Source organism: Pseudomonas sp. GL-B-26, assembly GCF_019947405.1.
In the GTDB taxonomy this organism is placed as follows: domain Bacteria; phylum Pseudomonadota; class Gammaproteobacteria; order Pseudomonadales; family Pseudomonadaceae; genus Aquipseudomonas.
Genome location: NZ_JAGYGJ010000016.1, coordinates 80,831 through 106,121 on the forward strand (window position 1 = coordinate 80,831; position 25,291 = coordinate 106,121).

A 25,291-nucleotide genomic window follows, 5' to 3' on the forward strand; every position below is an offset into this window, starting at 1 on the left:
AATCATGCCGTGCGGCGCAGTATCAGCAGATGGCGTTGGCCTTGGCAACCGGGTACGGCCAGGGCGTGTTCGCTATCGAGGTGGAAGTCTGCCGGCAATGCTACCAGCTCATCGGCGGGATGAACGCCCTTCATTGCCAGCCAACGTGTTTCGGTGTCGCCGAGGTGGCGAGTCCAGTTGCTGAAGTTCTCCATGCTGCTGAACGCCCGGGAGATGATCCCGTTGAATGGCTGATCAGGCTGAAAAGCTTCGACGCGACTGTGGATAACTTGCAGGTTATCCAGTTTGAGTTCGAGTTTGACCTGGGTCAGGAAGCGGGTTTTCTTGCCGTTGCTGTCCAGGCAGGTCACTTGGGACTCTGGAAACAGGATGGCCAAGGGAATACCCGGCATGCCGCCACCGCTGCCGACGTCCAGCCAGCGACCGTTTTCGACGAACGACATCACGCTCAAACTATCGAGCAAGTGACGGGAAACCATTTCATCCGGATCGCGTACGGCAGTCAGGTTGTAAGCCTTGTTCCATTTTATCAACAGGGCCAGATAACCCAGCAGCTGGGCATGCTGGGTTTCTGTCAGCGTGACACCGAGCTGGCGAGCACCTGTGGATAACTCTTCTGCGTGTTGCGAGGTGACCAACGAACTCAAGCGCTTTGCTCCAACTGACGGCCCGCGCCGCGTTTTTTCAAATGAATCATCAACAGCGAAATCGCTGCCGGCGTCACACCCGGGATACGCGACGCCTGGCCCAAAGTCTCTGGACGGGTCGCACCGAGCTTGCTCTGGATCTCTTTGGAGAGACCGGAAATGTTCGTGTAATCGATATCCACAGGCAGTTTTGTGTCTTCGCTGGCCCGCAGCCGTGCGATTTCATCCTGTTGGCGATCGATGTAACCGGCGTATTTGGTCTTGATTTCGACCTGCTCGGCGACTTGTGGATCTTCTGCGCCGCCACCGGTCACGGCAATCAGACCAGCGTAGTCGATTTCCGGACGGCTCAGCAGATTGAGCAAATTGTATTCGTGGGTCAGCGGCGTGCCGAACTTCTCGGAAATCGCATCGCCTTGCTCGGTGCCCGGGCGAACCCAGGTACTTTTCAGGCGTTGCTCTTCCAGCGTGATGCTTTCGCGTTTAGTGCAGAACGCAGCCCAACGCGCGTCATCCACCAGACCCAGTTCGCGACCTTTTTCGGTCAAGCGCAGGTCGGCGTTGTCTTCGCGCAGGATCAGGCGGTATTCGGCGCGGGACGTGAACATCCGATACGGTTCCTGGGTACCCAGGGTAATCAGGTCGTCGACCAACACCCCGATGTACGCCTCATCGCGACGCGGGCACCAGGCGTCTTTGCCCTGAGCACGCAGTGCGGCGTTGGCCCCGGCCAGCAAACCCTGGGCGCCGGCTTCTTCGTAACCGGTGGTGCCGTTGATTTGCCCGGCGAAGAACAGACCGGCGATGACTTTGGTTTCCAGGTTGTACTTCAGGTCACGCGGGTCGAAGTAGTCGTATTCGATGGCATAACCCGGACGAACGATGTGCGCGTTTTCCATGCCGCGGATCGATTGCACGATCTGCAGTTGCACGTCGAACGGCAGGGATGTGGATATCCCGTTCGGGTACAGTTCGTTGGTCGTCAGGCCTTCCGGTTCGATGAAGACCTGATGGCTTTCCTTGTCGGCAAAGCGATGGATCTTGTCTTCGATCGACGGGCAGTAACGCGGGCCAATACCTTCGATCACACCTGCATCGGAATACATCGGCGAACGATCGAGGTTGGCGGCAATGATTTCGTGGGTACGGGCGTTCGTGTGGGTAATCCAGCAGCTGACCTGTTTCGGATGCTGCTCTTTGGAACCCATGAACGACATCACCGGGATCGGTGTATCGCCTGCTTGCTCGGTCATCACCGAAAAATCCACAGATCGGCCGTCGATACGCGGTGGCGTACCGGTTTTCAGGCGACCGACACGCAGTGGCAATTCACGCAGACGGTGAGCCAGGGCAATCGACGGCGGATCACCGGCACGGCCACCGGAAAAATTTTGCATTCCGATGTGGATAAGTCCACCGAGGAAGGTGCCAGTGGTCAACACCACGGAATCCGCGAAGAAACGCAGGCCCATTTGGGTGACAACACCGCGCACTTGTTCCTGCTCGACGATCAGGTCGTCGGCGGCCTGTTGAAATATCCACAGGTTCGGCTGGTTTTCGAGGATCTCGCGGACAGCGGCCTTGTACAGAACCCGGTCAGCCTGAGCGCGGGTTGCACGCACGGCGGGGCCTTTACGGCTGTTCAACACGCGAAATTGAATACCACCCTTATCGGTGGCCATGGCCATCGCACCACCAAGGGCATCGATTTCCTTGACCAGATGGCTTTTGCCGATCCCACCGATAGCGGGGTTGCAACTCATGGCACCGAGGGTTTCCACGTTATGCGTCAGCAACAGGGTTTTTGCACCCATACGTGCTGAGGCCAGTGCTGCCTCGGTACCGGCATGACCGCCGCCGATGACGATCACTTCAAAACGGGAAGGGAAATCCACCACGCACCTCGTGCCTGCTTCAGTTAGGTAATCAGGAATAGTTTGAGCTCAGGTTTTTGGACCTGGTCGGCAAGTATAGGGACTTCGCCCTTCCTAAAGAACCCTTTGCACAAAATTTAACCAGCTGTGGAGAAGTCGTGGTTATAGAAATTAAAAAGAAAGAAATTTATTAAATCTTTGTTTTTATGTTTATTTCTACTGAGCCACATTTCTGTGGATAGATCTCTGCAGACCTTTATATTCAATATGTACAGAGATTCAAAACCCTGTGGTCATGTGCCAAGGAGGCCCTTGGATAACCGGTTTAAGCCTGTGGATTAAAGGGGTGCTTATCCACAGGAGCGGTTATCTTCAGTTTTGAGGCCCTGTTATCAACTGCCCTTGGAGGCAGTTATTCACAGGGCTTAAACCACAGAAAACTGCTGAATAAGCAAATCCAGGGCACGGGAAATCCGCTCAAGCAGAAAGAATCTGCTCAGCACTGGAAGAGAATTCAAGAAAAGGAGGGAACAGACAGGCACGAATGGCCTGTCTGTGGACAACGGAAGGACTATTTACCGATACAGAAGCTGGAAAAAATCCGTCCCAGCAAGTCATCGGAGCTGAATGCACCGGTGATTTCACCCAAAGCGTGTTGGGCTTGTCGCAAATCCTCGGCTAAAAGTTCACCGGCTCCCGCCAGGGTCAGCTGTGCACGGCCGTGCTCAAGGGAAGTACTGGCGTGACGCAACGCTTCAAGGTGACGCCTGCGAGCACTGAAGCTGCTTTCCGAGGTCTGTTCGTAACCCATGCAGGCCTTGAGGTGGTCGCGCAGCAATTCCAGCCCTTCACCTGCAGATTTGGCGCTCAGGCTGATGGTGACGTGGCCATCTTCGCTGACTTCCAGTGCAATGGCTTCGCCCGTGAGGTCTGCCTTGTTACGGATCAGCGTGACTTTTGCCGGATCGGGACGGATTTCCAGAAATTCAGGCCATAACGCGAACGGATCAAGTGCCTCAGGAGCGGTTGCATCGACCACCAACAGGACTCGATCAGCCTCGCCGATGGCTTTCAGCGCCCGTTCGACACCGATTTTTTCTACCTGGTCGTCGGTATCTCGCAGACCTGCGGTGTCGACCACGTGCAGCGGCATACCATCAATGTGGATATGTTCACGAAGAATGTCCCGGGTGGTGCCGGCGATCTCGGTGACGATCGCGGCTTCACGACCGGCCAGTGCATTCAACAGGCTGGATTTACCGGCATTCGGCCGGCCGGCGATCACCACGGTCATCCCGTCACGCAGCAAGGCACCCTGCCCGGCTTCTCGTAGTACGGTGGATAACTCGTCACGCACTTTGTCGAGCATGCTCAGTACATGACCATCGGCGAGGAAGTCGATTTCTTCTTCAGGGAAGTCGATCGCCGCTTCGACATAGATGCGCAGGCCAATCAGTTGCTCGGTGAGGTTATGCACACGCTCGGAAAATGCGCCCTGCAAGGAACGCAGGGCATTTCGTGCAGCCTGTGCAGAACTCGCCTCGATCAAGTCGGCAATCGCCTCGGCCTGAGCCAGGTCGAGTTTGTCATTGAGGAACGCGCGCTCGCTGAATTCACCCGGCCGGGCCAACCGACAGCCCAATTCCAGGCAACGCTTGAGCAGCATATCCAGAACAATCGGACCGCCGTGGCCCTGGAGCTCCAGCACATCTTCGCCGGTGAACGAGTTCGGGCCCGGAAAATATAAGGCGATACCTTGATCCAGCACCTCATCGTTTTCACTGAGGAACGGGCCATAGTGGGCATACCTTGGCTTGAGCTCACGACCGCTGAAGGCTTTGGCCGCAACACTCGCCAGCGGCCCGGAAATACGGACGATGCCCACACCGCCGCGACCTTGAGCGGTGGCGACGGCGGCGATGGTTTCACGAGGAACGCTCATAAACCGTTATCCAGACAAAAGTGACAGATAGCAAAACGCCCCACTAGGGGGCGTTTTGAGTGGTTATCCACAGTGTAAATCAGGCAGCTGCTTTGGTAGCTGCTTCGATCTTACGAGTGATGTACCACTGTTGGGCGATCGACAGGCAGTTGTTCACTACCCAGTACAGCACCAGACCAGCCGGGAACCACAGGAAGAAGAAGGTGAAGATGATTGGCATCAGCTTCATCACCTTGGCCTGCATCGGATCCGGAGGAGTCGGGTTCAGCTGCTGCTGGATGAACATGGTTGCACCCATGATGATCGGCAGAATGAAGAACGGATCCTTGATCGACAGGTCAGTAATCCACAGCATGAACGGCGCTTGGCGCATTTCAACGCTTTCCAGCAGAACCCAGTACAGCGAAAGGAAAACCGGCATCTGCACGAGGATTGGCAAGCAACCACCCAGCGGATTGATCTTCTCTTTCTTGTACAGCTCCATCATGGATTGCGACATTTTCTGCCGGTCGTCGCCATGTTGCTCTTTCAGCGCCGCCAGTTTCGGTGCCACTGCACGCATGCGCGCCATGGATTTGTAGCTGGCAGCCGACAGCGGGAAGAAGATCCCTTTGATCAGCATGGTCAGGAAGATGATCGACCAGCCCCAGTTACCGACCAGCGCGTGGATGTGTTGCAGCAACCAGAAGATTGGCTGGGCAATGAACCACAGAATGCCGTAGTCGACGGTCAGTTCCAGACCTGGGGACAACTCTTTCAGCACGGCCTGGCTTTTCGGACCTGCGTATAGAACGGCGCTGGTCTCGGCTTTTGCACCTGGTGCGACAGTCATTGCCGGAGCGGTGTAGCCGATGATGTAGTTGCCTTTGCTGTCTTTACGGGTCTGGACGAGGTTGTTCTCGCCTTTCGCCGGAATCCACGCGGTCACGAAGTAGTGCTGCAACCATGCAACCCAACCACCGTTAACGGTTTCTTTCAGCTGAGCCTTGTCCATGTCCTTCATGGACACTTTCTTGTACGGCTCGTTACTTGTCCACAGGGCAGCGCCCAGGTAAGTCGCGGTGCCGGTGGCGGTGCTGGAAGAAGGATCGGAGCTGGCGTCACGCTTCAATTGCGCGAATATTGCACCGGACCAGGGTTTGGCACTCTGGTTATCGATCAGGTAGGAAACGGTTACGTCATACAGGCCACGTTTCAGGGTGAAACGCTTGATGTAGTTGATGCCGTCCTTGCTGAACTTCAGGTCTGCGACCAATTGGTCCTGACCGTCAGCCAGTTGGTAAACCTTCTTCTCCGAGGAGTAAACCGGACGACCGGCAGGACTTGCGTCCGGACCATCGGTGCCGATCAAACCGCTTTGAGCCAGATAAGTCCGCTCGTTGCCGTTATCGAACAACTGGAATGGAATTTCCGGATGGTCCTGGCGACGTGGATACAGCGGCAGCGTCAACTGGGCAACATCGCCACCTTGTGGATCGATTGCCAGGTTGAGCACATCCGTTTTGATCTGGATGAGGTCTTTGCTTGCAGCTACTGGTGTTTCAGCAGGTGCAGTTGCACTGGTATCGCTTGCGGCGCGTGGAATGTCGTCACTGACAGAAGCATTATTGCCAGTCGCCGTATCCGGTAGGCCCGGTGCGGTAGTACTGGAAGCAACATTCTGAGTCGGCAGGGCAGCCTGGCCATAGTCCTGGTTCCATTTAAGAACCATAACGTAGGACACGATTGCCAGGGCGACGATCAGGATCGTGCGTTTGATATCCATGATTACTCGGCCATCGAAGAAGAACGGGAGGTAGGGATAGATGGAACCGGGTCATAACCACCGGGATTCCACGGATGACAGCGACCTAAACGACGAAAGGCCAGCCAGCCACCGCGCAGAAGGCCATGATTTTCTATGGCTTCATACGCGTAGCAGGAACAACTGGGGTAGAAACGACAGTGACTGGCCATCAGAGGACTAATGGCATAGCGATAAAACTGGATCGGAACGAGTGCCAGTTTACGCATCGGGACTGTCTACCCCTACAGTTTCGGTTTTGACTGCTGGTACCGGCGTGCTGCGTGCCAGACGCTTCCAGAGTTTGCCGAAATGCTGAATCAATTCGGGGTTTTCTACGTCACCCAAACCTTTGCGCGCGACGATAACGATGTCCCAACCGACCAGTAAATCCTGGTGCAGACGGAACGATTCGCGCATCAGACGTTTGAGGCGATTGCGCTCGACGGAGAGCTTTACGCTCTTTTTCCCGATAACCAGCCCGAGACGGGGGTGATCAAGATCGTTGTTGCGCGCAAGGAGCAGGAGATTTTTCCCCGGAACCTTGCCGGTAGGGGAGTCAAAGACTGCCTTGAAATGCCGGGGAGTAAGCAGACGCTTTTCCCGACTGAAGTCCTGACTCACCTCCAGTGCCGGCTTATCAAACTGCCAGACGCGCACGACCTTTGGCGCGACGACGCGACAGAACGGCACGACCGTTCTTGGTAGCCATGCGAGCACGGAAACCGTGGGTACGAGCGCGTTTGATAGTGCTTGGTTGGAAAGTACGTTTCATTGTCGTGTTACCTGGTTCGTCCACAACGGGCCGGAATGGCCCCCGTTTTAAGAGACCGGGGATTCTAGAGAAAGCAAGCCTCTAGGTCAATTTCCAACCAGCGTTTCCTTATAAATAGATCTCCAGACGTTTTTCCTGCCGAGCTCCCTGGCTAGATATAGAAATTAAGAAGGAAAGTATTTAAAGCTTTTCTGTAAAGCTTATAAAAGCTAGGGACACGATCATCTGTGGATAACTGCCATCAGCCCTTTAAAGTCGTGATGTACAGAGAATGACAACTACGGTGGAAAACGGTGGTAACCCTGTGCTGCGCTGTCGGATAAGCTGTGTGTGAAAGGGGTACTTATCCACAGGGTGGTTATCCACCGAGTTTCCCCCCCACTTGTACAACGACCTTAGACCCGGTTATCCACAGTGCTTATGCACAGACCGCTGGTCGTCTTTTTTTCGTATAAATCGCTGATTCCTCATGGAGGGTGAACAACCTTCGTGTGGATAAGTCGGGGCTTGGTCGGCTACAATGGCGGCTTGTTTTTGCCTCACCGGCTTTCAACTTAGGGGATATCCGTGTCAGTGGAACTTTGGCAGCAGTGCGTGGAGCTTTTGCGCGATGAGCTGCCTGCCCAACAATTCAACACTTGGATCCGTCCACTACAGGTCGAAGCCGAAGGCGACGAGTTGCGTGTCTACGCACCGAATCGTTTTGTTCTCGACTGGGTCAACGAAAAGTACCTGGGCCGCGTCCTTGAACTGCTGGATGAGCATGGCAATGGCATGGCGCCGGCGTTGTCCTTATTAATAGGCAGCAAACGCAGTTCGGCACCGCGTGCCGCCCCGAATGCTCCGTTGGCCGCCGCTGCTTCACAGGCTCAGGTCGCTCAAGCACCTGTCAACGCTGCGCCGTCAGCCCAGGTAGCCGCTCCGACCAAGCGTGCGACGCAAAAAGTTGCCGAGGTAAATGAAGAGCCATCGCGCGACAGCTTCGACCCGATGGCCGGGGCCAGTTCGCAACAGGCACCGATTCGCGCCGAACAGCGTACGGTGCAGGTCGAAGGTGCGCTCAAGCACACCAGCTACCTGAACCGCACCTTCACCTTCGAAAACTTCGTCGAGGGCAAGTCCAACCAACTGGCCCGGGCTGCGGCCTGGCAAGTGGCGGACAACCCCAAGCATGGCTACAACCCGCTCTTCCTTTATGGCGGTGTCGGCTTGGGTAAAACCCACTTGATGCACGCTGTGGGTAACCACCTATTAAAGAAGAATCCGAATGCCAAGGTTGTGTACCTGCATTCCGAGCGGTTCGTGGCCGACATGGTCAAGGCCCTGCAGCTGAACGCCATCAACGAGTTCAAGCGCTTCTACCGTTCGGTGGATGCGTTGCTGATCGATGACATTCAGTTCTTCGCCCGCAAAGAACGTTCCCAGGAAGAGTTTTTCCACACCTTCAACGCCCTGCTTGAAGGTGGCCAGCAGGTCATTCTCACCAGTGACCGCTATCCGAAAGAAATCGAAGGCCTTGAAGAGCGCCTCAAATCCCGCTTCGGCTGGGGCCTGACGGTAGCCGTCGAGCCGCCGGAGCTGGAAACCCGCGTGGCGATCCTGATGAAAAAGGCCGATCAGGCCAAAGTCGATCTGCCCCATGATGCGGCGTTCTTCATCGCCCAGCGTATTCGCTCCAACGTCCGTGAGCTGGAAGGCGCGCTGAAACGCGTGATCGCCCACTCGCACTTCATGGGCCGCGACATCACCATCGAGCTGATTCGCGAATCCCTGAAAGACTTGTTGGCGCTGCAAGACAAACTGGTCTCTGTGGATAACATTCAGCGCACGGTCGCCGAGTACTACAAGATAAAGATCTCCGACCTGCTGTCCAAGCGTCGTTCACGCTCGGTCGCACGTCCGCGTCAGGTTGCAATGGCATTGTCCAAAGAGTTGACTAACCACAGCCTGCCGGAAATCGGCGATGTGTTTGGCGGCCGGGACCACACGACTGTTTTGCACGCCTGCCGCAAGATCAACGAACTTAAGGAATCCGACGCGGACATCCGCGAGGACTACAAGAACCTGCTGCGTACACTGACCACTTGATGAACACCAGCGCAGCTTATTAAGGCAAGGGACTAGACCATGCATTTCACCATTCAACGCGAAGCCCTGTTGAAACCCCTGCAACTGGTCGCAGGCGTCGTCGAGCGCCGACAGACCTTGCCGGTGCTCTCCAACGTGCTGCTGGTTGTCGAAGGCCAGCAATTGTCGCTGACCGGTACCGACCTGGAAGTCGAGCTGGTCGGTCGTGTACAACTCGAAGAGCCTGCCGATCCAGGTTCCATCACTGTGCCTGCGCGCAAGCTGATGGATATCTGCAAAAGCTTGCCGAACGATGCGCTGATCGACATCAAGGTCGACGAGCAGAAGCTCGTGGTGAAGGCCGGCCGTAGCCGCTTCACCCTGTCGACCCTGCCGGCCAATGACTTCCCGACTGTGGAAGAAGGCCCCGGCTCGCTGACGTGCAGCCTTGAGCAAAGCAAACTGCGCCGTTTGATCGAACGCACCAGCTTCGCCATGGCCCAACAGGACGTGCGTTACTACCTCAACGGCATGCTGCTGGAAGTTTCCGAAGGCATCATCCGCGCCGTGGCCACCGACGGTCACCGTCTGGCCATGTGCTCGATGAAGGCCGATATCGGTCAGCCGGATCGTCACCAGGTGATCGTGCCGCGCAAGGGTATCCTTGAGCTGGCGCGTCTGCTGACCGAACCGGACGGCATCGTCAGCATCGTTCTGGGTCAACACCACATCCGCGCCACCACTGGCGAATTCACCTTTACCTCGAAACTGGTCGACGGCAAATTCCCTGACTACGAGCGCGTTCTGCCGAAAGGTGGCGACAAACTGGTCCTCGGCGATCGTCAGGCCCTGCGTGAAGCGTTCAGCCGTACCGCAATTCTGTCCAACGAGAAGTACCGCGGTATTCGTCTGCAACTGGCCAACGGTCAGCTGAAGATCCAGGCGAACAACCCTGAACAGGAAGAAGCGGAAGAAGAAGTGGGCGTCGAGTACAACGGCGGCAATCTGGAAATCGGCTTCAACGTGAGCTACCTGCTGGACGTGTTGGGCGTCATGACGACTGAGCAGGTTCGTCTGATCCTGTCCGACTCCAACAGCAGTGCGTTGGTGCAAGAGTCTGACAACGACGACTCGGCTTATGTTGTCATGCCGATGCGTCTGTAATCATGCTCAGCAGAAGCTAGATGTCTTTAAGTCGCGTCTCGGTCACCGCGGTGCGCAATCTGCACCCGGTGACCTTCTCCCCCTCCCCCCGAATCAACATTCTTTACGGCGCCAACGGCAGCGGCAAAACCAGTGTTCTGGAAGCCATTCATCTGCTGGGGCTTGCCCGTTCGTTTCGTAGCACCCGCCTGTTACCGGTCATCCAGTACGAGCAGCTCGCCTGTACGGTGTTTGGTCAGGTGGAGATGGCTGAGGGTGGGCACAGCGCCTTGGGGATCTCCCGCGACCGTCAAGGGGAGTTCCAGATTCGCATCGACGGGCAGAATGCCCGCAGCGCGGCGCAACTGGCGGAAATCCTGCCGCTGCAGTTGATCAACCCTGATAGCTTCCGGTTGCTGGAAGGCGCACCGAAGATTCGCCGTCAGTTTCTCGACTGGGGCGTGTTCCACGTGGAACCACGATTCATGTCCACCTGGCAGCGCTTGCAGAAGGCCCTGCGCCAGAGAAACTCTTGGCTGCGGCATGGTACACTTGACGCCGTTTCGCAAGCGGTTTGGGACAGGGAACTGTGCCAGGCCAGCGCTGAAATTGATGAATACCGCCGCGCTTATATCAAAGCCTTGAAACCAGTCTTTGAACAGACCTTGAGCGAACTGGTTGAGCTCGAGGGCTTAACGCTCAGCTATTACCGAGGTTGGGACAAAGACCGCGAGCTGAGTGCAGTGCTCGCCGGGTCCCTTCAGCGGGATCAGCAAATGGGTCATACCCAGGCCGGACCACAGCGCGCTGATTTGCGTCTTAGATTGGGTGCACACAACGCCGCGGACATCTTGTCTCGCGGTCAGCAGAAGCTGGTGGTCTGTGCATTGCGGATTGCCCAAGGGCACTTGGTCAGCCAGGCCCGACGCGGCCAGTGTATTTATCTGGTGGATGACCTGCCGTCCGAACTGGACGAGCACCACCGCCGCGCGCTTTGCCGCTTGCTGGAAGACTTACGCTGCCAGGTGTTTATCACCTGTGTAGATCACGAATTATTGAGGGAAGGCTGGCAGACGGAAACGCCAGTCGCTCTGTTCCACGTGGAACAGGGCCGTATCACCCAGACCCACGACCATCGGGAGTGAAGGCATTGAGCGAAGAAAATACGTACGACTCAACGAGCATTAAAGTGCTGAAAGGCCTGGATGCCGTACGCAAACGTCCCGGTATGTACATTGGTGACACCGACGATGGCAGCGGTCTCCACCACATGGTGTTCGAAGTGGTCGATAACTCGATCGACGAAGCTCTCGCCGGCCACTGCGACGACATCAGCATCATCATCCACCCGGACGAATCCATCACCGTTCGTGACAACGGTCGTGGTATCCCGGTAGACGTGCACAAAGAAGAAGGCGTCTCGGCAGCCGAGGTCATCATGACCGTGCTGCACGCCGGCGGTAAGTTCGACGACAACTCCTACAAAGTATCCGGCGGCCTGCACGGTGTAGGTGTGTCGGTTGTGAACGCCCTGTCCGAAGAGCTGGTCTTGACCGTTCGCCGCAGCGGCAAGATCTGGGAACAGACGTACATTCACGGTGTTCCAAAAGAACCGATGAAAATCGTCGGTGAAAGCGAAACCACCGGGACCCAGATCCACTTCAAACCGTCCGATCTGACATTCAAGAACATCCACTTCAGCTGGGACATCCTGGCCAAGCGGATTCGTGAACTGTCCTTCCTCAACTCCGGTGTCGGCATCGTCCTCAAGGATGAGCGCAGCGGCAAGGAGGAGCTGTTCAAGTACGAAGGTGGCTTGCGTGCGTTCGTTGAATACCTGAACACCAACAAGACCCCGGTCAACCAAGTGTTCCACTTCAACATCCAGCGCGAAGACGGCATCGGCGTGGAAATCGCCTTGCAGTGGAACGACAGCTTCAACGAGAACCTGTTGTGCTTCACCAACAACATTCCACAGCGCGATGGCGGTACTCACCTGGTGGGTTTCCGTTCCGCTCTGACGCGTAACCTGAACACCTACATCGAAGCCGAAGGTCTGGCGAAGAAGCACAAAGTCGCGACCACCGGTGACGATGCCCGTGAAGGCCTGACCGCGATCATCTCGGTAAAAGTGCCGGATCCGAAGTTCAGCTCCCAGACCAAAGACAAGCTGGTTTCTTCCGAAGTGAAGACCGCGGTCGAACAGGAAATGGGCAAGTACTTCTCCGACTTCCTGCTGGAAAACCCGAACGAAGCCAAGCTGGTCGTCGGCAAGATGATCGATGCGGCTCGCGCTCGTGAAGCGGCGCGTAAAGCCCGTGAGATGACACGTCGTAAAGGCGCGCTGGATATCGCCGGCCTGCCGGGCAAACTGGCTGACTGCCAGGAAAAAGACCCTGCCCTTTCCGAACTGTACCTCGTGGAAGGTGACTCTGCTGGCGGCTCCGCCAAGCAGGGACGCAACCGTCGGACCCAAGCCATCCTGCCTCTCAAGGGCAAGATCCTGAACGTCGAGAAGGCACGCTTCGACAAGATGATCTCTTCGCAAGAAGTGGGCACCTTGATTACCGCGCTGGGCTGCGGCATTGGCCGCGATGAGTACAACATCGCGAAGCTGCGTTACCACAACATCATCATCATGACCGATGCTGACGTCGACGGTTCGCACATCCGTACCCTGCTGCTGACCTTCTTCTTCCGTCAGTTGCCGGAGCTGATCGAGCGCGGCTACATCTACATCGCCCAGCCACCGCTGTACAAGGTCAAGAAGGGCAAGCAAGAGCAATACATCAAAGACGACGACGCCATGGAAGAGTACATGACGCAGTCGGCCCTGGAAGATGCGAGCCTGCACCTGAACGAGGACGCCCCGGGTATTTCCGGACCCGCCCTCGAGCGTCTGGTGAATGATTTCCGTCTGGTAATGAAGACGCTCAAGCGTCTGTCGCGCCTGTACCCACAGGAGCTGACCGAGCACTTCATCTACCTGCCTGCCGTTAGCCTGGAGCAATTGTCCGATCACGCTGCGATGCAGGATTGGATGGCCCAGTACGAAGTTCGCCTGCGCACCGTCGAGAAGTCCGGCCTGGTTTACAAAGCCAGCCTGCGTGAAGACCGTGAACGTAACGTCTGGCTGCCTGAGGTCGAACTGATCTCCCACGGCTTGTCGAACTACGTCACCTTCAACCGCGACTTCTTCGGCAGCAACGATTACAAGACTGTTGTTTCTCTGGGCGCTCAACTGAGCACCTTGCTGGACGACGGCGCGTATATCCAGCGTGGCGAGCGTAAGAAGCCGGTCACGGAGTTCAAGGAAGCCCTTGAATGGCTGATGGCCGAAAGCACCAAGCGTCACACTATCCAGCGATACAAAGGTCTGGGTGAAATGAACCCGGATCAGCTGTGGGAAACCACCATGGACCCAAGCCAGCGCCGGATGCTCAAAGTGACCATCGAAGACGCCATTGGCGCGGATCAGATCTTCAACACCCTGATGGGTGATGCGGTCGAGCCTCGTCGTGACTTCATCGAAAGCAACGCCTTGGCGGTTTCCAACCTGGACTTCTGATCCAGCGAACCTGCCAAACGAAAAAGGCCAACGCTCAAGCGTTGGCCTTTTTTTATTGTCAGAAAGGTGCGTCCGTTTACTCGGTCATCGCTGCCACGCTCTCCAACGAAGATTGAAACACCTGAACCGAAGGCATAAAAAAACCGGCTATATCAGCCGGTTTTTTTACGTCCAAAAAAAACTTATGCACCTTTTTCGGTTTTTTATGGGTTTATAAAATATGTATATAAATCATAAACCTACGAACTAAATCCGACGCATTTCAAGAAAACGGTACACAGGTTATCCACAAAATCTCAGACAGCCACTTGATCGGTAGCAGTCGGGGCTTGCGGGGCGGGTGGCAGCGAACCCATTTCACGTTGCATCTGCTCGTTCCAGGTCTGGACCCGATCATTCAGCTCGGCAATCGCTCGCGGTCCGCTACCTTCGGCATACATTGGCGCGCCGATGATCACGGTAATGACGCCCTGCTTCTTCGCCCAACCGGTTTTCGGCCAGAACTTGCCAGCATTGTGCGCAATCGGCAGTACTGGAAGTGCGGCGTTGACGGCTAAAGCAGTACCACCCCGAGAGAACTTTCCGATGGTGCCGTAAGGAACGCGCGTTCCCTCTGGAAAGATCAGGACCCAGACGCCGTCTTTCAACAGTTCATCGCCCTTCTTCGCTACATGCTTGAGTGCCGCTTTCGGATTGTCGCGGTCGATGGCGATCGGTCGCAGCATGGCCATGGCCCAGCCGAAAAACGGAACGAAGAGCAGTTCGCGCTTAAGTACCTGGCTCAATGGCTCAAAGTAGGCGGATAGAAAGAACGTCTCCCACGTGCTCTGGTGGTTCGACTGAATCACGCAGGGCTGGTCGGGTACGTTCTCGGCGCCCTTCACTTCGTAGCTGATGCCCAGAAAGACTTTGCTCAGCCACAAGGCGCAGCGGCACCAGTACACATTGATGAAGCGATACCGCGCCTTGAACGGCAGAAAAGGCGCGATAAAAAAGCTCAGGCTGCACCAGAGCAAGGAACTGGTGCCCAGCAGCAGGTAAAAGAGGAAGGTTCTGATGGCCTGCAGTATCGACATGGCGACATTTACCGTTGCGGGCACTGCCCGCCTATTCAAGCGCACTTCCCTTTCATCCTTGGTCAGGAAAATCGAAGCGCACGACTTATTTAAGTGCAGTTGTGCACAAGTTCTGCGGCAATCGCCGCCAGATCGTCAAAAATCAAGGTGCCTGCCGGTAGGGTCTTGCCCAAAGTCTTTTCGCCTTTCCCGGTCTTTACCAAAACTGGCTGTGAATCGACGGCTTTGGCGGCCTCCAGGTCACCAAGGGTATCGCCGACGAACCAAAGATTTGTCAGCGATACGTTGTAATGCGCGGCGATGGTTTTCAACATCCCGGGTTTTGGTTTGCGGCAATCGCAGCCATCGTCCGGCCCGTGCGGGCAATAGACGATCAGCCCGACTTCACCGCCCTGCTCCGCCACCCGCTCGCGCAAGCGCTCGTGCATGGCGTCCAGGGTGGCGATGTCGTAATAGCCGCGAGCGATGCCCGACTGGTTGGTAGCCACTGCTACCGTCCAGCCGGCCTTGCTCAATTGCGCGATGGCTTCGATCGAACCCGGGAGCGGAATCCACTCCTCCACCGACTTGATGTAAGCGTCGGAGTCGTAATTGATCACCCCGTCCCGATCGAGAATCAGCAGTTTCAACAGCAGCCCCTCAACCCAGCAGCGAAATGTCGGCGACGCCGAGGAACAGCCCACGCAGGCGCGACAGCAGCGCATAACGGTTGGCGCGGACCTTGGCATCTTCTGCGTTGACCATCACGGCTTCGAAGAACGCATCCACTGGCTCGCGCAAGGCAGCCAGACGTGCCAGCGATTCGCTGTATTGACGCGCCGCAGCCATCGGCTGGACAGCCTGGTCAGCCTGCTGGATCGCCGAGTACAGGGAGAACTCGTTGGCGTTGTCGAAGTATTTGGCTTCCACGACCGAAGGAACAGAGCCTTCGACCTTGCTCAGCAAGTTCGAAACGCGCTTGTTCACGGCGGCCAGGGCAGCGGCTTCCGGCAATTTTCGGAAAGCTTCTACCGCTTGTACGCGCTGATCGAAGTCCAGCGCTGAACCCGGTTTCAGGGCACGCACCGACAGGTACGTCCCGACATCAACGCCTTCGTCTTCGTAACGGGCACGCAGACGGTCGAAGATGAATTCCAGCACCGAATCGTTGAGGCCGGCAACCTTGACCTTGGTACCGAATGCATTCACGGCGAAAGCCACGGCGTCGTTCAGGTCGAGGTCGAGCTTCTTGTCGATCAGGATGCGCAACACGCCGAGTGCAGCACGGCGCAAGGCGTACGGGTCTTTGCTACCGGTTGGCAGCATGCCGATGCCGAAAATCCCCACCAGTGTGTCGAGCTTGTCAGCGATGGCCACCGCCGCACCGGTCAGGGTGGTCGGCAGTTCAGCGCCGGCACCGCGCGGCATGTATTGCTCGTTCAGCGCCAGAGCGACTTCTTCCGGCTCGCCGTCGTTGAGGGCGTAGTAGTAACCGGCGACACCTTGCATCTCCGGGAACTCACCGACCATCTCGGTCGCCAGGTCGCACTTGGACAGCAGACCGGCACGGGAAGCCCATGCGGCGTTACCGCCAATGCGTTGAGCGATGAACGCAGCGAGTTTGGAAACGCGCTCGGCCTTGTCGTAGACGCTGCCGAGTTTTTCCTGGAACACCACGTTCTGCAGGCGCAGGTTGAAGTCTTCGAGTTTCTGCTTCTTGTCTTGCTTGAAGAAGAACTCGGCGTCGGTCAGGCGTGGGCGAACCACTTTCTCGTTACCGGCGATGATCTGCTGCGGGTCTTTGCTTTCGATGTTGGCCACGGTAATGAAACGTGGCAGCAACTTGCCGTCGGCATCCAGCAGGCAGAAGTACTTCTGGTTGTCCTGCATGGTGGTGATCAGGGCTTCTTGCGGCACGTCGAGGAAACGTTCTTCGAACGAACACACCAGCGGCACCGGCCATTCAACCAGCGCGGTCACTTCGTCGAGCAGCGCTGGCGGCACGATCGCCGTCCCTTCCTGCATCGTCGCCAGCTCTTCGACGCGTTTGCTGATCAGCTCGCGACGCTCATTGGCATCGGCCAATACGTAAGCGGCACGCAGGTCGGTCAAGTAGTTGGCCGGCGAGGTGATGCGCACGCTTTCCGGGTGATGGAAGCGGTGGCCACGGGAATCGCGACCCGCCTTCTGGGCGAGGATCGTGCAGTCGATGACTTGGTCACCGAGCAGCATCACCAGCCACTGGGTCGGACGAACGAATTCTTCCTTGCGAGCACCCCAGCGCATGCGCTTGGGAATCGGCAGGTCGTTCAGGGAATCTTCGACGATGGTTGGCAGCAGGCTCGCGGTCGGCTTGCCGGCGATGCTTTGGCTGTAACGCAGTTTCGGGCCGCTCTGATCGATTTCGCTCAGGTCGACGCCGCACTTCTTGGCGAAGCCCAGGGCTGCTTGAGTCGGGTTGCCTTCGGCATCGAATGCGGCCTGACGTGGCGGACCATCGAGGTTGATGCTGCGATCCGGCTGCTGAGTCGCCAGATCGGTGATCAGCACAGCCAGACGACGTGGCGCGGCGTAGACGGTTTTGGTCTCGTAGTTCAGGCCAGCGGCTTGCAGGCCCTTGTCGATACCAGCCAAGAACGCGTCGGCCAGGGTGTTCAGGGCTTTGGGTGGCAGTTCTTCGGTGCCCAGTTCAACCAGAAAATCTTGAGCACTCATTGTGCAGCCTCCAGCTTGGCCAGTACTTCGTCACGCAAGTCCGGGGTCGCCATCGGGAAGCCCAGCTTGGCGCGAGCCAGCAAGTAGGCTTGCGCAACGGAACGCGCCAGGGTGCGGACACGCAGAATGTATTGCTGACGCGCGGTCACCGAGATCGCCCGGCGAGCATCCAGCAGGTTGAAGGTATGGGAGGCCTTCAACACCATTTCGTAGCTTGGCAACGGCAGCGGCTGGTCAAGTTCGATCAGGCGCTTGGCTTCGCTTTCGTAGAAGTCGAACAGTTCGAACAGCTTCTCGACGTTGGCGTGTTCGAAGTTATAGGTCGACTGCTCCACTTCGTTCTGGTGGAACACATCGCCGTAGGTCACTTTGCCGAACGGACCGTCAGCCCAGACCAGGTCGTAGACCGAGTCCACGCCCTGCAGGTACATGGCCAGGCGCTCGAGACCGTAAGTGATCTCGCCGGTTACCGGGTAGCACTCGATGCCGCCCGCTTGCTGGAAGTAAGTGAACTGCGTCACTTCCATGCCATTGAGCCAGACTTCCCAGCCCAGACCCCAGGCGCCCAGTGTTGGCGATTCCCAGTTGTCTTCAACGAAGCGAATGTCGTGGACCAGCGGGTCCAGGCCGACATGCTTGAGGGAGCCCAGGTACAGTTCCTGGAAGTTGTCCGGGTTCGGCTTCAGCACGACCTGGAACTGGTAGTAGTGCTGCAGACGGTTCGGGTTTTCGCCGTAGCGGCCGTCAGTCGGGCGACGACTGGGCTGCACATAAGCGGCGTTCCAGGTTTCCGGGCCAATGGCGCGCAGAAACGTGGCAGTGTGGAAAGTCCCGGCGCCTACTTCCATATCGTAGGGCTGAAGTACCACACAACCTTGCTCGGCCCAGTATTGCTGGAGGGCGAGGATCAAGTCTTGGAAGGTACGCACGGCTGGCGTAGGCTGGCTCACGAAATTCACCTGTTTCTTGGGCTGCGATTTAAAGAGCGGGAGTATACCCGATTCGGTCCTGCGCACGCCCCCTGGAGCCTTATGCCACGCTGCTTTTGGTGTTCCGAAGATCCGCTGTACATGGCTTATCACGATCAGGAGTGGGGCACGCCGCTACGCGATGCGCAGGGATTGTTCGAGTTGCTTTTGCTCGAAGGGTTCCAGGCCGGCCTTTCCTGGATCACCGTGCTGCGTAAACGTGAGCACTATCGTCAGGTGATGTTCGGCTTCGACGTACAGCGCGTGGCGCAGATGAGCGACGCCGAAATCGATGAATTGATGCTCGATCCGGGCATCATTCGCAATCGCCTCAAACTCAATGCGGCCCGGCGCAATGCCCAGGCCTGGCTGGCGCTGGAGGATCCGGTGGAGTTTCTCTGGTCCTTCGTCGACGGCAAGCCTGTGATCAATCATTTCAAGGACCGCAGCGAAGTCCCGGCCGTGACGCCGACCGCCGTGGAGATGAGCAAAGGCCTGAAAAAGGCCGGCTTCACGTTCGTCGGTCCAACTATTTGCTACGCGCTGATGCAGGCCTCGGGCATGGTCATGGACCACACCCAGGATTGCGATCGCTACGCGGCGCTGGCGATCGGCGGTTAGAATAGCCGCCTCGCGCACAGCACAAGATCAGGAGTGACCTGTGGATAAGTTTAAAGGCGCCTTGCTGGTAGGCGCTCTGCGGCTGTTTGCCCTGCTTCCTTGGCGGGCAGTGCAGGCAGTGGGCTCGGTCATCGGCTGGGTCATGTGGAAAACCCCTAACCGTTCCCGCGATGTGGTGCGGATCAATCTCGCCAAGTGTTTCCCGGATATGGACCCGGCCGAGCGTGAGCGTCTGGTAGGCCAGAGCCTGAAAGACATCGGCAAGTCCCTGACCGAAAGTGCCTGCGCCTGGATCTGGCCGGCCCAGCGCTCCATCGACCTGGTGCGTGAAGTCGAAGGTCTCGACGTATTAAAGGACGCCCTCGCCTCCGGCAAAGGGGTCGTCGGTATCACCAGTCACCTGGGCAACTGGGAAGTGTTGAACCACTTCTATTGCAACCAGTGCAAACCGATCATCTTTTATCGTCCGCCAAAGCTGAAGGCTGTGGATGATTTGCTGCGCAAGCAGCGGGTGCAATTGGGCAACCGGGTGGCCGCTTCCACCAAGGAAGGCATCCTCAGCATCATCAAGGAAGTGCGCAAAGGTGGTGCAGTGGGCATTCCCGCTGACCCGGAACCGTCCGAATCCGCCGGGATTTTCGTGCCGTTCTTCGCCACCCAGGCCCTGACCAGCAAGTTCGTACCGAATATGCTGGCCGGCGGCAAAGCGGTCGGCGTGTTCCTGCATGCGCTACGTCTGCCCGACGGTTCGGGTTACAAAGTGATCCTCGAAGCCGCGCCAGAAGCCATGTACAGCACCGATACCGAGACGTCCTGCGCGGCCATGAGCCAGGTGGTCGAGCGCTATGTGCGGGCGTATCCGAGCCAGTACATGTGGAGCATGAAGCGCTTCAAGAAGCGTCCGCCGGGTGAAGAACGCTGGTACTGAGTTGATTGGCATGATCTGTGGATAACCGTGAGTCCAGGGTTATCCACACCGTTCAATTAAGGGCGCAGAAGATGTCCGAACACCGCAAATCGTTTCGCATCAAGATCAGTCACCACAGCTTCGGCGAATGCCTGGGCCAGACGCGTAACCTTTCGACGACAGGCGTCTACGTCAAGCATCCGGGCTTGTCGGCATTGCCCAAGGGCGCGGTGGTTTACGGTCAAGTGCAAGACTTACCCACAGGCGCGCCGCGGGTGCGCATGGAAGTGGTGCTGGTGGATGCCGAGGGCATTGGCCTGCGCTACCTCTGATCAGTGAGCCTGACGCTCAAGCTTCTTCAGAAACACGGTCATTTCCTTTTCGGCCTGCTTGTCGCCATGGGCGCGAGCGGCTTCCAGGCCCTGTTCCCACGCCTGACGTGCGGATGCGAAATCCTTCAGCCCCAGATGGGCCTTGCCCAATAGCTTCCAGGCGGCTGAGTACTTCGGATCGAATTCGACGCAACGCTGGAAATGCTCAGCGGCCTTGGCGTTTTCCCCAAGATCCAGATAACCCTTGCCCAGACCGAAGCGCAGCAATGAGTTATCCACACCCTTGGCGAGCATTTTTTCCAGGGATTCGAGCATTGGGTGGATTCCTTATTGAGGTGAATCAGGGAAGGATTTTTTCTGAGAGACCGCCTTCGCGAGCAAGCCCGCTCCCACATTGAATCGTCTTCGTACACAAAATTAATGTCCACTGAAGATCTAATGTGGGAGCGGCGGTGCGACGATTCGACTTGCTCGCGAAGGGGCCAGTCTGCCCAGTGCAAACTCCGGATCAGAAGAAGCTGAGTCCCACATGGAACAGCTTCTCCACATCCCTAATATGCTTTTTATCCACAAGGAACAGAATCACATGGTCACCCGCCACGATCACCGTGTCGTCGTGGGCAATGATCACTTCTTCGTCACGGATGATCGCGCCAATGGTGGTGCCCGGCGGCAAGCCAATGTTCTCAATGGACTTGCCGATGACCTTACTCGATCTTTCATCACCGTGGGCAATCGCCTCGATGGCTTCCGCCGCGCCCCGGCGCAATGAGTGCACGCTGACGATATCGCCGCGACGTACGTGGGCCAGCAAGGTGCCGATGGTCGCCAATTGCGGGCTGATGGCGATGTCGATGTCGCCGCCCTGGATCAGGTCGACGTAGGCCGGGTTGTTGATGATGGTCATCACCTTCTTCGCGCCCAGGCGCTTGGCCAGCAGCGAGGACATGATGTTGGCTTCGTCGTCGTTGGTCAGCGCCAGGAAAAGGTCGGCGTCGGCGATGTTCTCTTCCATTAGCAAGTCGCGGTCGGAGGCACTGCCCTGCAACACCACGGTGCTATCGAGGGTGTCCGAGAGATGACGGCAGCGCGCCGGGTTCATCTCGATGATCTTCACTTGGTAACGGCTTTCGATGGCCTCGGCCAGACGCTCACCGATCTGCCCGCCGCCGGCGATGACGATGCGTTTGTAGCTCTCATCGAGGCGACGCATTTCGCTCATCACCGCGCGAATATTCGCCTTGGCGGCGATGAAAAAGACTTCGTCGTCCGCCTCGATCACCGTATCGCCCTGCGGCAAGATCGGCCGATCACGACGGAAAATCGCCGCGACACGGGTTTCGACATTCGGCATGTGTTCGCGCAACTGCCGCAATTGCTGACCCACCAGCGGGCCGCCGTAGTACGCCTTGACCGCCACCAATTGGGCTTTGCCTTCGGCGAAGTCGATCACCTGCAACGCGCCCGGATGCTGGATCAGGCGCTTGATGTAATTGGTGACCACTTGCTCCGGGCTGATCAGCACGTCCACCGGAATCGCTTCGTTGTCGAACAGCTCGGAGCGAGTCAGGTAGGCGGCTTCGCGAACCCGGGCGATTTTGGTCGGCGTGTGGAACAGGGTGTGGGCAACCTGGCAGGCAACCATGTTGGTTTCGTCGCTGTTGGTCACCGCCACCAGCATGTCGGCGTCGTCCGCGCCGGCCTGACGCAGTACCGTCGGCAGTGAACCGCGGCCCTGCACGGTGCGGATATCCAGCCGATCGCCGAGATCGCGCAGGCGTTCACCATCAGTGTCGACCACGGTGATGTCGTTGGCCTCGCTGGCCAAGTGTTCTGCCAGCGAACCGCCGACCTGCCCTGCGCCGAGGATGATGATTTTCATCCAGTCACTCCCTTAAAACCCATTAACCGCGCGCGGCGGCGATCTTGATCAGCTTGGCGTAGTAGAACCCGTCGTGCCCGCCTTCCTGGGCCAGCAATTGGCGACCGTGAGGTTGCTTGATACCGGCTTGAGTCGCGAGGTCCAGTTCACGGGCGCCCGGCGTGCGAGCGAGGAAGGCTTCGATGACTTCGGTGTTCTCGGTCGGCAGCGTGGAGCAGGTGGCGTAAAGCAGGATGCCGCCGACCTCCAAAGTTATCCACATGGCATCGAGCAGTTCACCCTGGAGAACCGCGAGTGCGGCGATGTCATCGGGTTGGCGAGTCAGCTTGATGTCCGGGTGACGACGAATCACACCGGTGGCCGAGCATGGCGCGTCCAGCAGAATGCGCTGGAACGGCTTGCCATCCCACCAGGTCGCGGTGTCGCGGCCGTCGGCGGCGATCAGTTCGGCGCTCAGGCCCAGGCGGGCGAGGTTTTCCCGTACCCGCACCAGACGCTTGGCTTCCAGGTCCACCGCCACCACACCGGCGAGTGCCGGCTCGGCTTCAAGGATGTGGCAGGTCTTTCCTCCCGGTGCACAGCAGGCGTCCAGCACCCGTTGGCCCGGTGCCAGGTCGAGCAGATCGGCGGCCAGTTGCGCGGCTTCGTCCTGCACGCTGATCCAGCCTTCGGCGAAACCCGGCAAGCTGCGCACGTCGGCAGCGGCGTCGAGAATGATGCCGTCCTGACTGTAAACACACGGCGTGGCGGCGATGCCGGCGTCAGTCAGCAACCCGAGGTAAGCATCGCGGCTGTGATGACGACGGTTGACCCGCAGGATCATCGGCGGATGCGCGTTGTTCGCTGCGCAAATGGCTTCCCACTGCTCAGGCCAAAACGCCTTGAGGGATTTTTGCAGCCAGCGCGGGTGGGCAGTGCGCACCACCGGATCGTGTTCCAGCTCGGCCAGCAGCGCTTCGCTTTCACGCTGGGCGCGGCGCAGCACGGCGTTGAGCAAGGCCTTGGCCCAGGGTTTTTTCAGCTTGTCGGCGCAACCTACGGTTTCACCGATGGCGGCATGGGCCGGAACCCGGGTGTAGAGCAACTGGTAGAGACCGACCAGCAACAGCGCCTCGACATCTGCGTCGGCTGCCTTGAACGGCTTCTGCAGCAACTTGGCCGCCAGCGCCGACAAACGTGGCTGCCAGCGCGCGGTGCCGAACGCCAGGTCCTGGGTGAAGCCGCGATCGCGGTCTTCGACCTTGTCCATTTGTGTCGGCAGCGAACTGTTGAGTGAGGCTTTTCCGTTAAGAACAGCAGCAAGTGCCTTGGCGGCGGCCAGACGTGGATTCATTGAGCGTCCGCCGCTTGACCGAGAGCGGTACCGACGGCGAATTTCTCACGACGGCTGTTGAACAAGTCGCTGAAGTTCAGCGCCTTGCCGCCGGGCAATTGCAGACGAGTCAGACACAGGGCTTGTTCACCGCAGGCGACGATCAAACCGTCCTTGCTGGCGCTGAGGATTTCCCCCGGTGCGCCCTGCCCTTCGGCGAGGCTCGCGGCCAGCACTTTCAGCGCTTCGCCATTTAGCGTGCTGTGGCAGATCGGCCATGGATTGAAGGCGCGGACCAGACGTTCCAGCTCAACCGCCGGGCGGCTCCAGTCGATGCGCGCTTCATCTTTGTTCAATTTGTGAGCATAAGTGGCGAGGCTGTCGTCCTGCACTTCGCCTTCCAGTGTGCCGGCGGCGAGGCCGGCGATCGCCTGAATCACCGCTGGCGGGCCCATTTCCGCCAGACGGTCGTGGAGGCTGCCGCCGGTGTCTTCACCGGTGATCGGGGTGGTGACTTTCAGCAGCATCGGCCCGGTGTCGAGGCCCAGTTCCATGCGCATCACGGTCACGCCGCTCTCGTTGTCGCCCGCTTCAACGGCGCGCTGGATCGGCGCCGCTCCGCGCCAGCGTGGCAGCAAGGAGGCGTGGCTGTTGATGCAACCCAAACGCGGAATATCCAGCACCACTTGCGGCAGGATCAGGCCGTAGGCGACCACCACCAGCAAGTCCGGCTTGAGCGCGGCCAGTTCAGCCTGAGCGTCTTCGTTGCGCAGGGTTGGCGGTTGCAGCACAGGAATGTTGTTTTCCAGAGCCAACTGCTTGACCGGACTTGGCATCAACTTTTGCCCACGGCCCGCCGGACGGTCCGGTTGGGTGTAGACCGCGACGATCTCGTAAGGGCTGTCGAGCAGGGCCTTGAGGTGTTCGGCGGCGAATTCCGGGGTGCCGGCAAAGACGATGCGCAGTGGCTCAGTCATTCAAAAGGTCTCGCAAAAGAAAAAGGCTTGCCGCAGCAAGCCTTTGAAAGGAGGGCATCAAGCGTTCTGGCGATGGAGCTTTTCCAGTTTCTTCTTGATTCGGTCGCGTTTGAGATTGGACAGGTAGTCAACGAACAATTTGCCATTCAGGTGGTCGCATTCATGCTGGATGCACACCGCGAGCAAGCCTTCGGCGATCAGTTCGTAAGGCTGGCCGTCGCGGTCCAGAGCCTTGACTTTAACCTTCTGTGGGCGATCGACGTTTTCGTAGAAGCCCGGCACCGAGAGGCAGCCTTCCTGATATTGCTCCATCTCGTCGGTCAGGGTTTCGAACTCGGGGTTGATGAACACCCGTGGTTCGCTGCGGTCTTCGGAGAGGTCCATCACGACGATACGTTTGTGCACGTTGACCTGGGTCGCGGCGAGGCCGATGCCTGGCGCTTCATACATTGTTTCAAACATGTCATCGACCAACTGACGCACTTCGTCGTCCACTACGGCCACAGGTTTGGCGATAGTGCGCAGGCGCGAGTCGGGGAATTCGAGGATGTCTAAAATGGCCATAAGCTCAATTGCTGCACATGTGAGGTAATGTCGGGTCGATGGCCTGGCGGGTCCGAAGATGCAGGCTACCGTTGTAAAACGTAGCTTCCTGCTCTTTTTGGTAAAGAGTCGGGAGCGAGCCACGAGGGCTCTGGCGTTCTACGCGAATGCACATAATAA

Annotated in this window: 23 protein-coding genes; 7 read left to right on the forward strand and 16 right to left on the reverse strand. The window is 57.9% G+C overall.

What is annotated here, in order from left to right; all coding sequences use genetic code 11:
- Window positions 1-2: 2 nt before the first annotated feature.
- The 7 genes from rsmG to rpmH form a co-directional block, all read right to left on the reverse strand.
- On the reverse strand, window positions 3-647 hold the full coding sequence (gene rsmG, locus KGB23_RS12950) for a 16S rRNA (guanine(527)-N(7))-methyltransferase RsmG (protein WP_033059687.1): 645 nt from the start codon (window positions 645-647) through the stop codon (window positions 3-5).
- Window positions 644-2,542 carry a tRNA uridine-5-carboxymethylaminomethyl(34) synthesis enzyme MnmG gene (gene mnmG, locus KGB23_RS12955; RefSeq protein WP_223431353.1) on the reverse strand — a complete coding sequence of 633 codons (1,899 nt, stop codon included), beginning with the start codon at window positions 2,540-2,542 and terminating at the stop codon, window positions 644-646. Before mnmG ends, rsmG begins: the two co-directional genes overlap by 4 nt.
- 550 nt (window positions 2,543-3,092) lie before the next feature.
- Window positions 3,093-4,463, reverse strand: coding sequence for a tRNA uridine-5-carboxymethylaminomethyl(34) synthesis GTPase MnmE (mnmE, locus tag KGB23_RS12960; protein WP_223431354.1), 1,371 nt, complete (start codon window positions 4,461-4,463; stop codon window positions 3,093-3,095).
- Between the two features lie 79 nt (window positions 4,464-4,542).
- Window positions 4,543-6,228 carry a membrane protein insertase YidC gene (gene yidC / locus KGB23_RS12965; RefSeq protein ID WP_223431355.1) on the reverse strand — a complete coding sequence of 562 codons (1,686 nt, stop codon included), beginning with the start codon at window positions 6,226-6,228 and terminating at the stop codon, window positions 4,543-4,545.
- Between the two features lie 2 nt (window positions 6,229-6,230).
- The gene (gene yidD / locus KGB23_RS12970) at window positions 6,231-6,476 is read right to left on the reverse strand and encodes a membrane protein insertion efficiency factor YidD (protein ID WP_074872215.1); all 246 of its coding nucleotides are present in this window, start codon (window positions 6,474-6,476) and stop codon (window positions 6,231-6,233) included.
- Window positions 6,469-6,870, reverse strand: coding sequence for a ribonuclease P protein component (rnpA, locus tag KGB23_RS12975; protein WP_223431380.1), 402 nt, complete (start codon window positions 6,868-6,870; stop codon window positions 6,469-6,471). The genes yidD and rnpA overlap by 8 nt, the downstream gene beginning before the upstream one ends.
- Before the next feature lie 16 nt (window positions 6,871-6,886).
- Window positions 6,887-7,021: a 50S ribosomal protein L34 gene (rpmH, locus tag KGB23_RS12980; protein WP_003213577.1), complete on the reverse strand. Its 135-nt coding sequence runs from the start codon at window positions 7,019-7,021 to the stop codon at window positions 6,887-6,889.
- A 567-nt stretch (window positions 7,022-7,588) separates the two neighbouring features.
- On the opposite strand from rpmH, the gene dnaA reads away from it, so the two are divergent.
- From dnaA to gyrB, 4 genes are read left to right on the forward strand one after another with little or no spacing between them, the layout of a single operon-like run.
- The gene (dnaA, locus tag KGB23_RS12985; RefSeq protein WP_223431356.1) at window positions 7,589-9,109 is read left to right on the forward strand and encodes a chromosomal replication initiator protein DnaA; all 1,521 of its coding nucleotides are present in this window, start codon (window positions 7,589-7,591) and stop codon (window positions 9,107-9,109) included.
- 39 nt (window positions 9,110-9,148) lie between these two features.
- The gene (gene dnaN / locus KGB23_RS12990) at window positions 9,149-10,252 is read left to right on the forward strand and encodes a DNA polymerase III subunit beta (RefSeq protein ID WP_008155702.1); all 1,104 of its coding nucleotides are present in this window, start codon (window positions 9,149-9,151) and stop codon (window positions 10,250-10,252) included.
- 20 nt (window positions 10,253-10,272) lie between these two features.
- Window positions 10,273-11,376, forward strand: coding sequence for a DNA replication/repair protein RecF (gene recF / locus KGB23_RS12995; RefSeq protein WP_056738504.1), 1,104 nt, complete (start codon window positions 10,273-10,275; stop codon window positions 11,374-11,376).
- A 5-nt stretch (window positions 11,377-11,381) separates the two neighbouring features.
- A complete protein-coding gene (gene gyrB, locus KGB23_RS13000) occupies window positions 11,382-13,799 on the forward strand; it encodes a DNA topoisomerase (ATP-hydrolyzing) subunit B (protein WP_223431357.1) in 2,418 nt (805 codons plus the stop codon).
- A gap of 296 nt (window positions 13,800-14,095) precedes the next feature.
- On the opposite strand, the gene KGB23_RS13005 is transcribed toward gyrB, so the two are convergent.
- From KGB23_RS13005 to glyQ, 4 genes are all read right to left on the reverse strand, one after another.
- Entirely contained in the window at window positions 14,096-14,875 is a 780-nt protein-coding gene (locus KGB23_RS13005) for a lysophospholipid acyltransferase family protein (RefSeq protein ID WP_223431358.1), read from the reverse strand.
- A gap of 89 nt (window positions 14,876-14,964) precedes the next feature.
- The gene (gene gmhB, locus KGB23_RS13010; protein WP_223431381.1) at window positions 14,965-15,510 is read right to left on the reverse strand and encodes a D-glycero-beta-D-manno-heptose 1,7-bisphosphate 7-phosphatase; all 546 of its coding nucleotides are present in this window, start codon (window positions 15,508-15,510) and stop codon (window positions 14,965-14,967) included.
- A 4-nt stretch (window positions 15,511-15,514) separates the two neighbouring features.
- Window positions 15,515-17,569 (reverse strand): glycine--tRNA ligase subunit beta, encoded by a 2,055-nt coding sequence (glyS, locus tag KGB23_RS13015; RefSeq protein ID WP_223431359.1) that lies wholly within the window; start codon window positions 17,567-17,569, stop codon window positions 15,515-15,517.
- The gene (gene glyQ, locus KGB23_RS13020; RefSeq protein ID WP_003213601.1) at window positions 17,566-18,519 is read right to left on the reverse strand and encodes a glycine--tRNA ligase subunit alpha; all 954 of its coding nucleotides are present in this window, start codon (window positions 18,517-18,519) and stop codon (window positions 17,566-17,568) included. Before glyQ ends, glyS begins: the two co-directional genes overlap by 4 nt.
- 81 nt (window positions 18,520-18,600) lie before the next feature.
- On the opposite strand from glyQ, the gene tag reads away from it, so the two are divergent.
- The 3 genes from tag (at window position 18,601) to KGB23_RS13035 (ending at window position 20,397) form a co-directional block, all read left to right on the forward strand.
- Window positions 18,601-19,158 carry a DNA-3-methyladenine glycosylase I gene (gene tag / locus KGB23_RS13025; protein ID WP_150657777.1) on the forward strand — a complete coding sequence of 186 codons (558 nt, stop codon included), beginning with the start codon at window positions 18,601-18,603 and terminating at the stop codon, window positions 19,156-19,158.
- A gap of 40 nt (window positions 19,159-19,198) precedes the next feature.
- Window positions 19,199-20,086, forward strand: coding sequence for a lysophospholipid acyltransferase (locus KGB23_RS13030; protein ID WP_223431360.1), 888 nt, complete (start codon window positions 19,199-19,201; stop codon window positions 20,084-20,086).
- A gap of 71 nt (window positions 20,087-20,157) precedes the next feature.
- The gene (locus KGB23_RS13035) at window positions 20,158-20,397 is read left to right on the forward strand and encodes a PilZ domain-containing protein (RefSeq protein ID WP_008155688.1); all 240 of its coding nucleotides are present in this window, start codon (window positions 20,158-20,160) and stop codon (window positions 20,395-20,397) included.
- On the opposite strand, the gene KGB23_RS13040 is transcribed toward KGB23_RS13035, so the two are convergent.
- The 5 genes from KGB23_RS13040 to def form a co-directional block, all read right to left on the reverse strand.
- Window positions 20,398-20,712 (reverse strand): tetratricopeptide repeat protein, encoded by a 315-nt coding sequence (locus KGB23_RS13040; protein WP_223431361.1) that lies wholly within the window; start codon window positions 20,710-20,712, stop codon window positions 20,398-20,400.
- 193 nt (window positions 20,713-20,905) lie between these two features.
- Window positions 20,906-22,279, reverse strand: coding sequence for a Trk system potassium transporter TrkA (gene trkA, locus KGB23_RS13045; protein WP_223431362.1), 1,374 nt, complete (start codon window positions 22,277-22,279; stop codon window positions 20,906-20,908).
- Window positions 22,280-22,301: 22 nt separating this feature from the next.
- Window positions 22,302-23,612, reverse strand: coding sequence for a 16S rRNA (cytosine(967)-C(5))-methyltransferase RsmB (gene rsmB, locus KGB23_RS13050; RefSeq protein WP_134421100.1), 1,311 nt, complete (start codon window positions 23,610-23,612; stop codon window positions 22,302-22,304).
- Window positions 23,609-24,568, reverse strand: coding sequence for a methionyl-tRNA formyltransferase (gene fmt / locus KGB23_RS13055; RefSeq protein ID WP_223431363.1), 960 nt, complete (start codon window positions 24,566-24,568; stop codon window positions 23,609-23,611). The genes rsmB and fmt overlap by 4 nt, the downstream gene beginning before the upstream one ends.
- A 57-nt stretch (window positions 24,569-24,625) precedes the next feature.
- The gene (gene def / locus KGB23_RS13060) at window positions 24,626-25,132 is read right to left on the reverse strand and encodes a peptide deformylase (RefSeq protein ID WP_008155676.1); all 507 of its coding nucleotides are present in this window, start codon (window positions 25,130-25,132) and stop codon (window positions 24,626-24,628) included.
- Window positions 25,133-25,291 lie beyond the last annotated feature (159 nt).

Bases quoted from the DNA above. Each gene is read 5' to 3' on its own strand.
- KGB23_RS13040 (WP_223431361.1), bottom strand. From the start codon at position 20,712: ATGCTCGAATCCCTGGAAAAAATGCTCGCCAAGGGTGTGGATAACTCA.
- dnaN (WP_008155702.1), top strand. From the start codon at position 9,149: ATGCATTTCACCATTCAACGCGAAGCCCTGTTGAAACCCCTGCAACTG.
- yidC (WP_223431355.1), bottom strand. From the start codon at position 6,228: ATGGATATCAAACGCACGATCCTGATCGTCGCCCTGGCAATCGTGTCC.
- trkA (WP_223431362.1), bottom strand. From the start codon at position 22,279: ATGAAAATCATCATCCTCGGCGCAGGGCAGGTCGGCGGTTCGCTGGCA.
- rpmH (WP_003213577.1), bottom strand. From the start codon at position 7,021: ATGAAACGTACTTTCCAACCAAGCACTATCAAACGCGCTCGTACCCAC.
- def (WP_008155676.1), bottom strand. From the start codon at position 25,132: ATGGCCATTTTAGACATCCTCGAATTCCCCGACTCGCGCCTGCGCACT.
- yidD (WP_074872215.1), bottom strand. From the start codon at position 6,476: ATGCGTAAACTGGCACTCGTTCCGATCCAGTTTTATCGCTATGCCATT.
- recF (WP_056738504.1), top strand. From the start codon at position 10,273: ATGTCTTTAAGTCGCGTCTCGGTCACCGCGGTGCGCAATCTGCACCCG.
- mnmE (WP_223431354.1), bottom strand. From the start codon at position 4,463: ATGAGCGTTCCTCGTGAAACCATCGCCGCCGTCGCCACCGCTCAAGGT.
- KGB23_RS13005 (WP_223431358.1), bottom strand. From the start codon at position 14,875: ATGTCGATACTGCAGGCCATCAGAACCTTCCTCTTTTACCTGCTGCTG.
- KGB23_RS13035 (WP_008155688.1), top strand. From the start codon at position 20,158: ATGTCCGAACACCGCAAATCGTTTCGCATCAAGATCAGTCACCACAGC.
- fmt (WP_223431363.1), bottom strand. From the start codon at position 24,568: ATGACTGAGCCACTGCGCATCGTCTTTGCCGGCACCCCGGAATTCGCC.
- tag (WP_150657777.1), top strand. From the start codon at position 18,601: ATGCCACGCTGCTTTTGGTGTTCCGAAGATCCGCTGTACATGGCTTAT.
- rsmB (WP_134421100.1), bottom strand. From the start codon at position 23,612: ATGAATCCACGTCTGGCCGCCGCCAAGGCACTTGCTGCTGTTCTTAAC.
- glyS (WP_223431359.1), bottom strand. From the start codon at position 17,569: ATGAGTGCTCAAGATTTTCTGGTTGAACTGGGCACCGAAGAACTGCCA.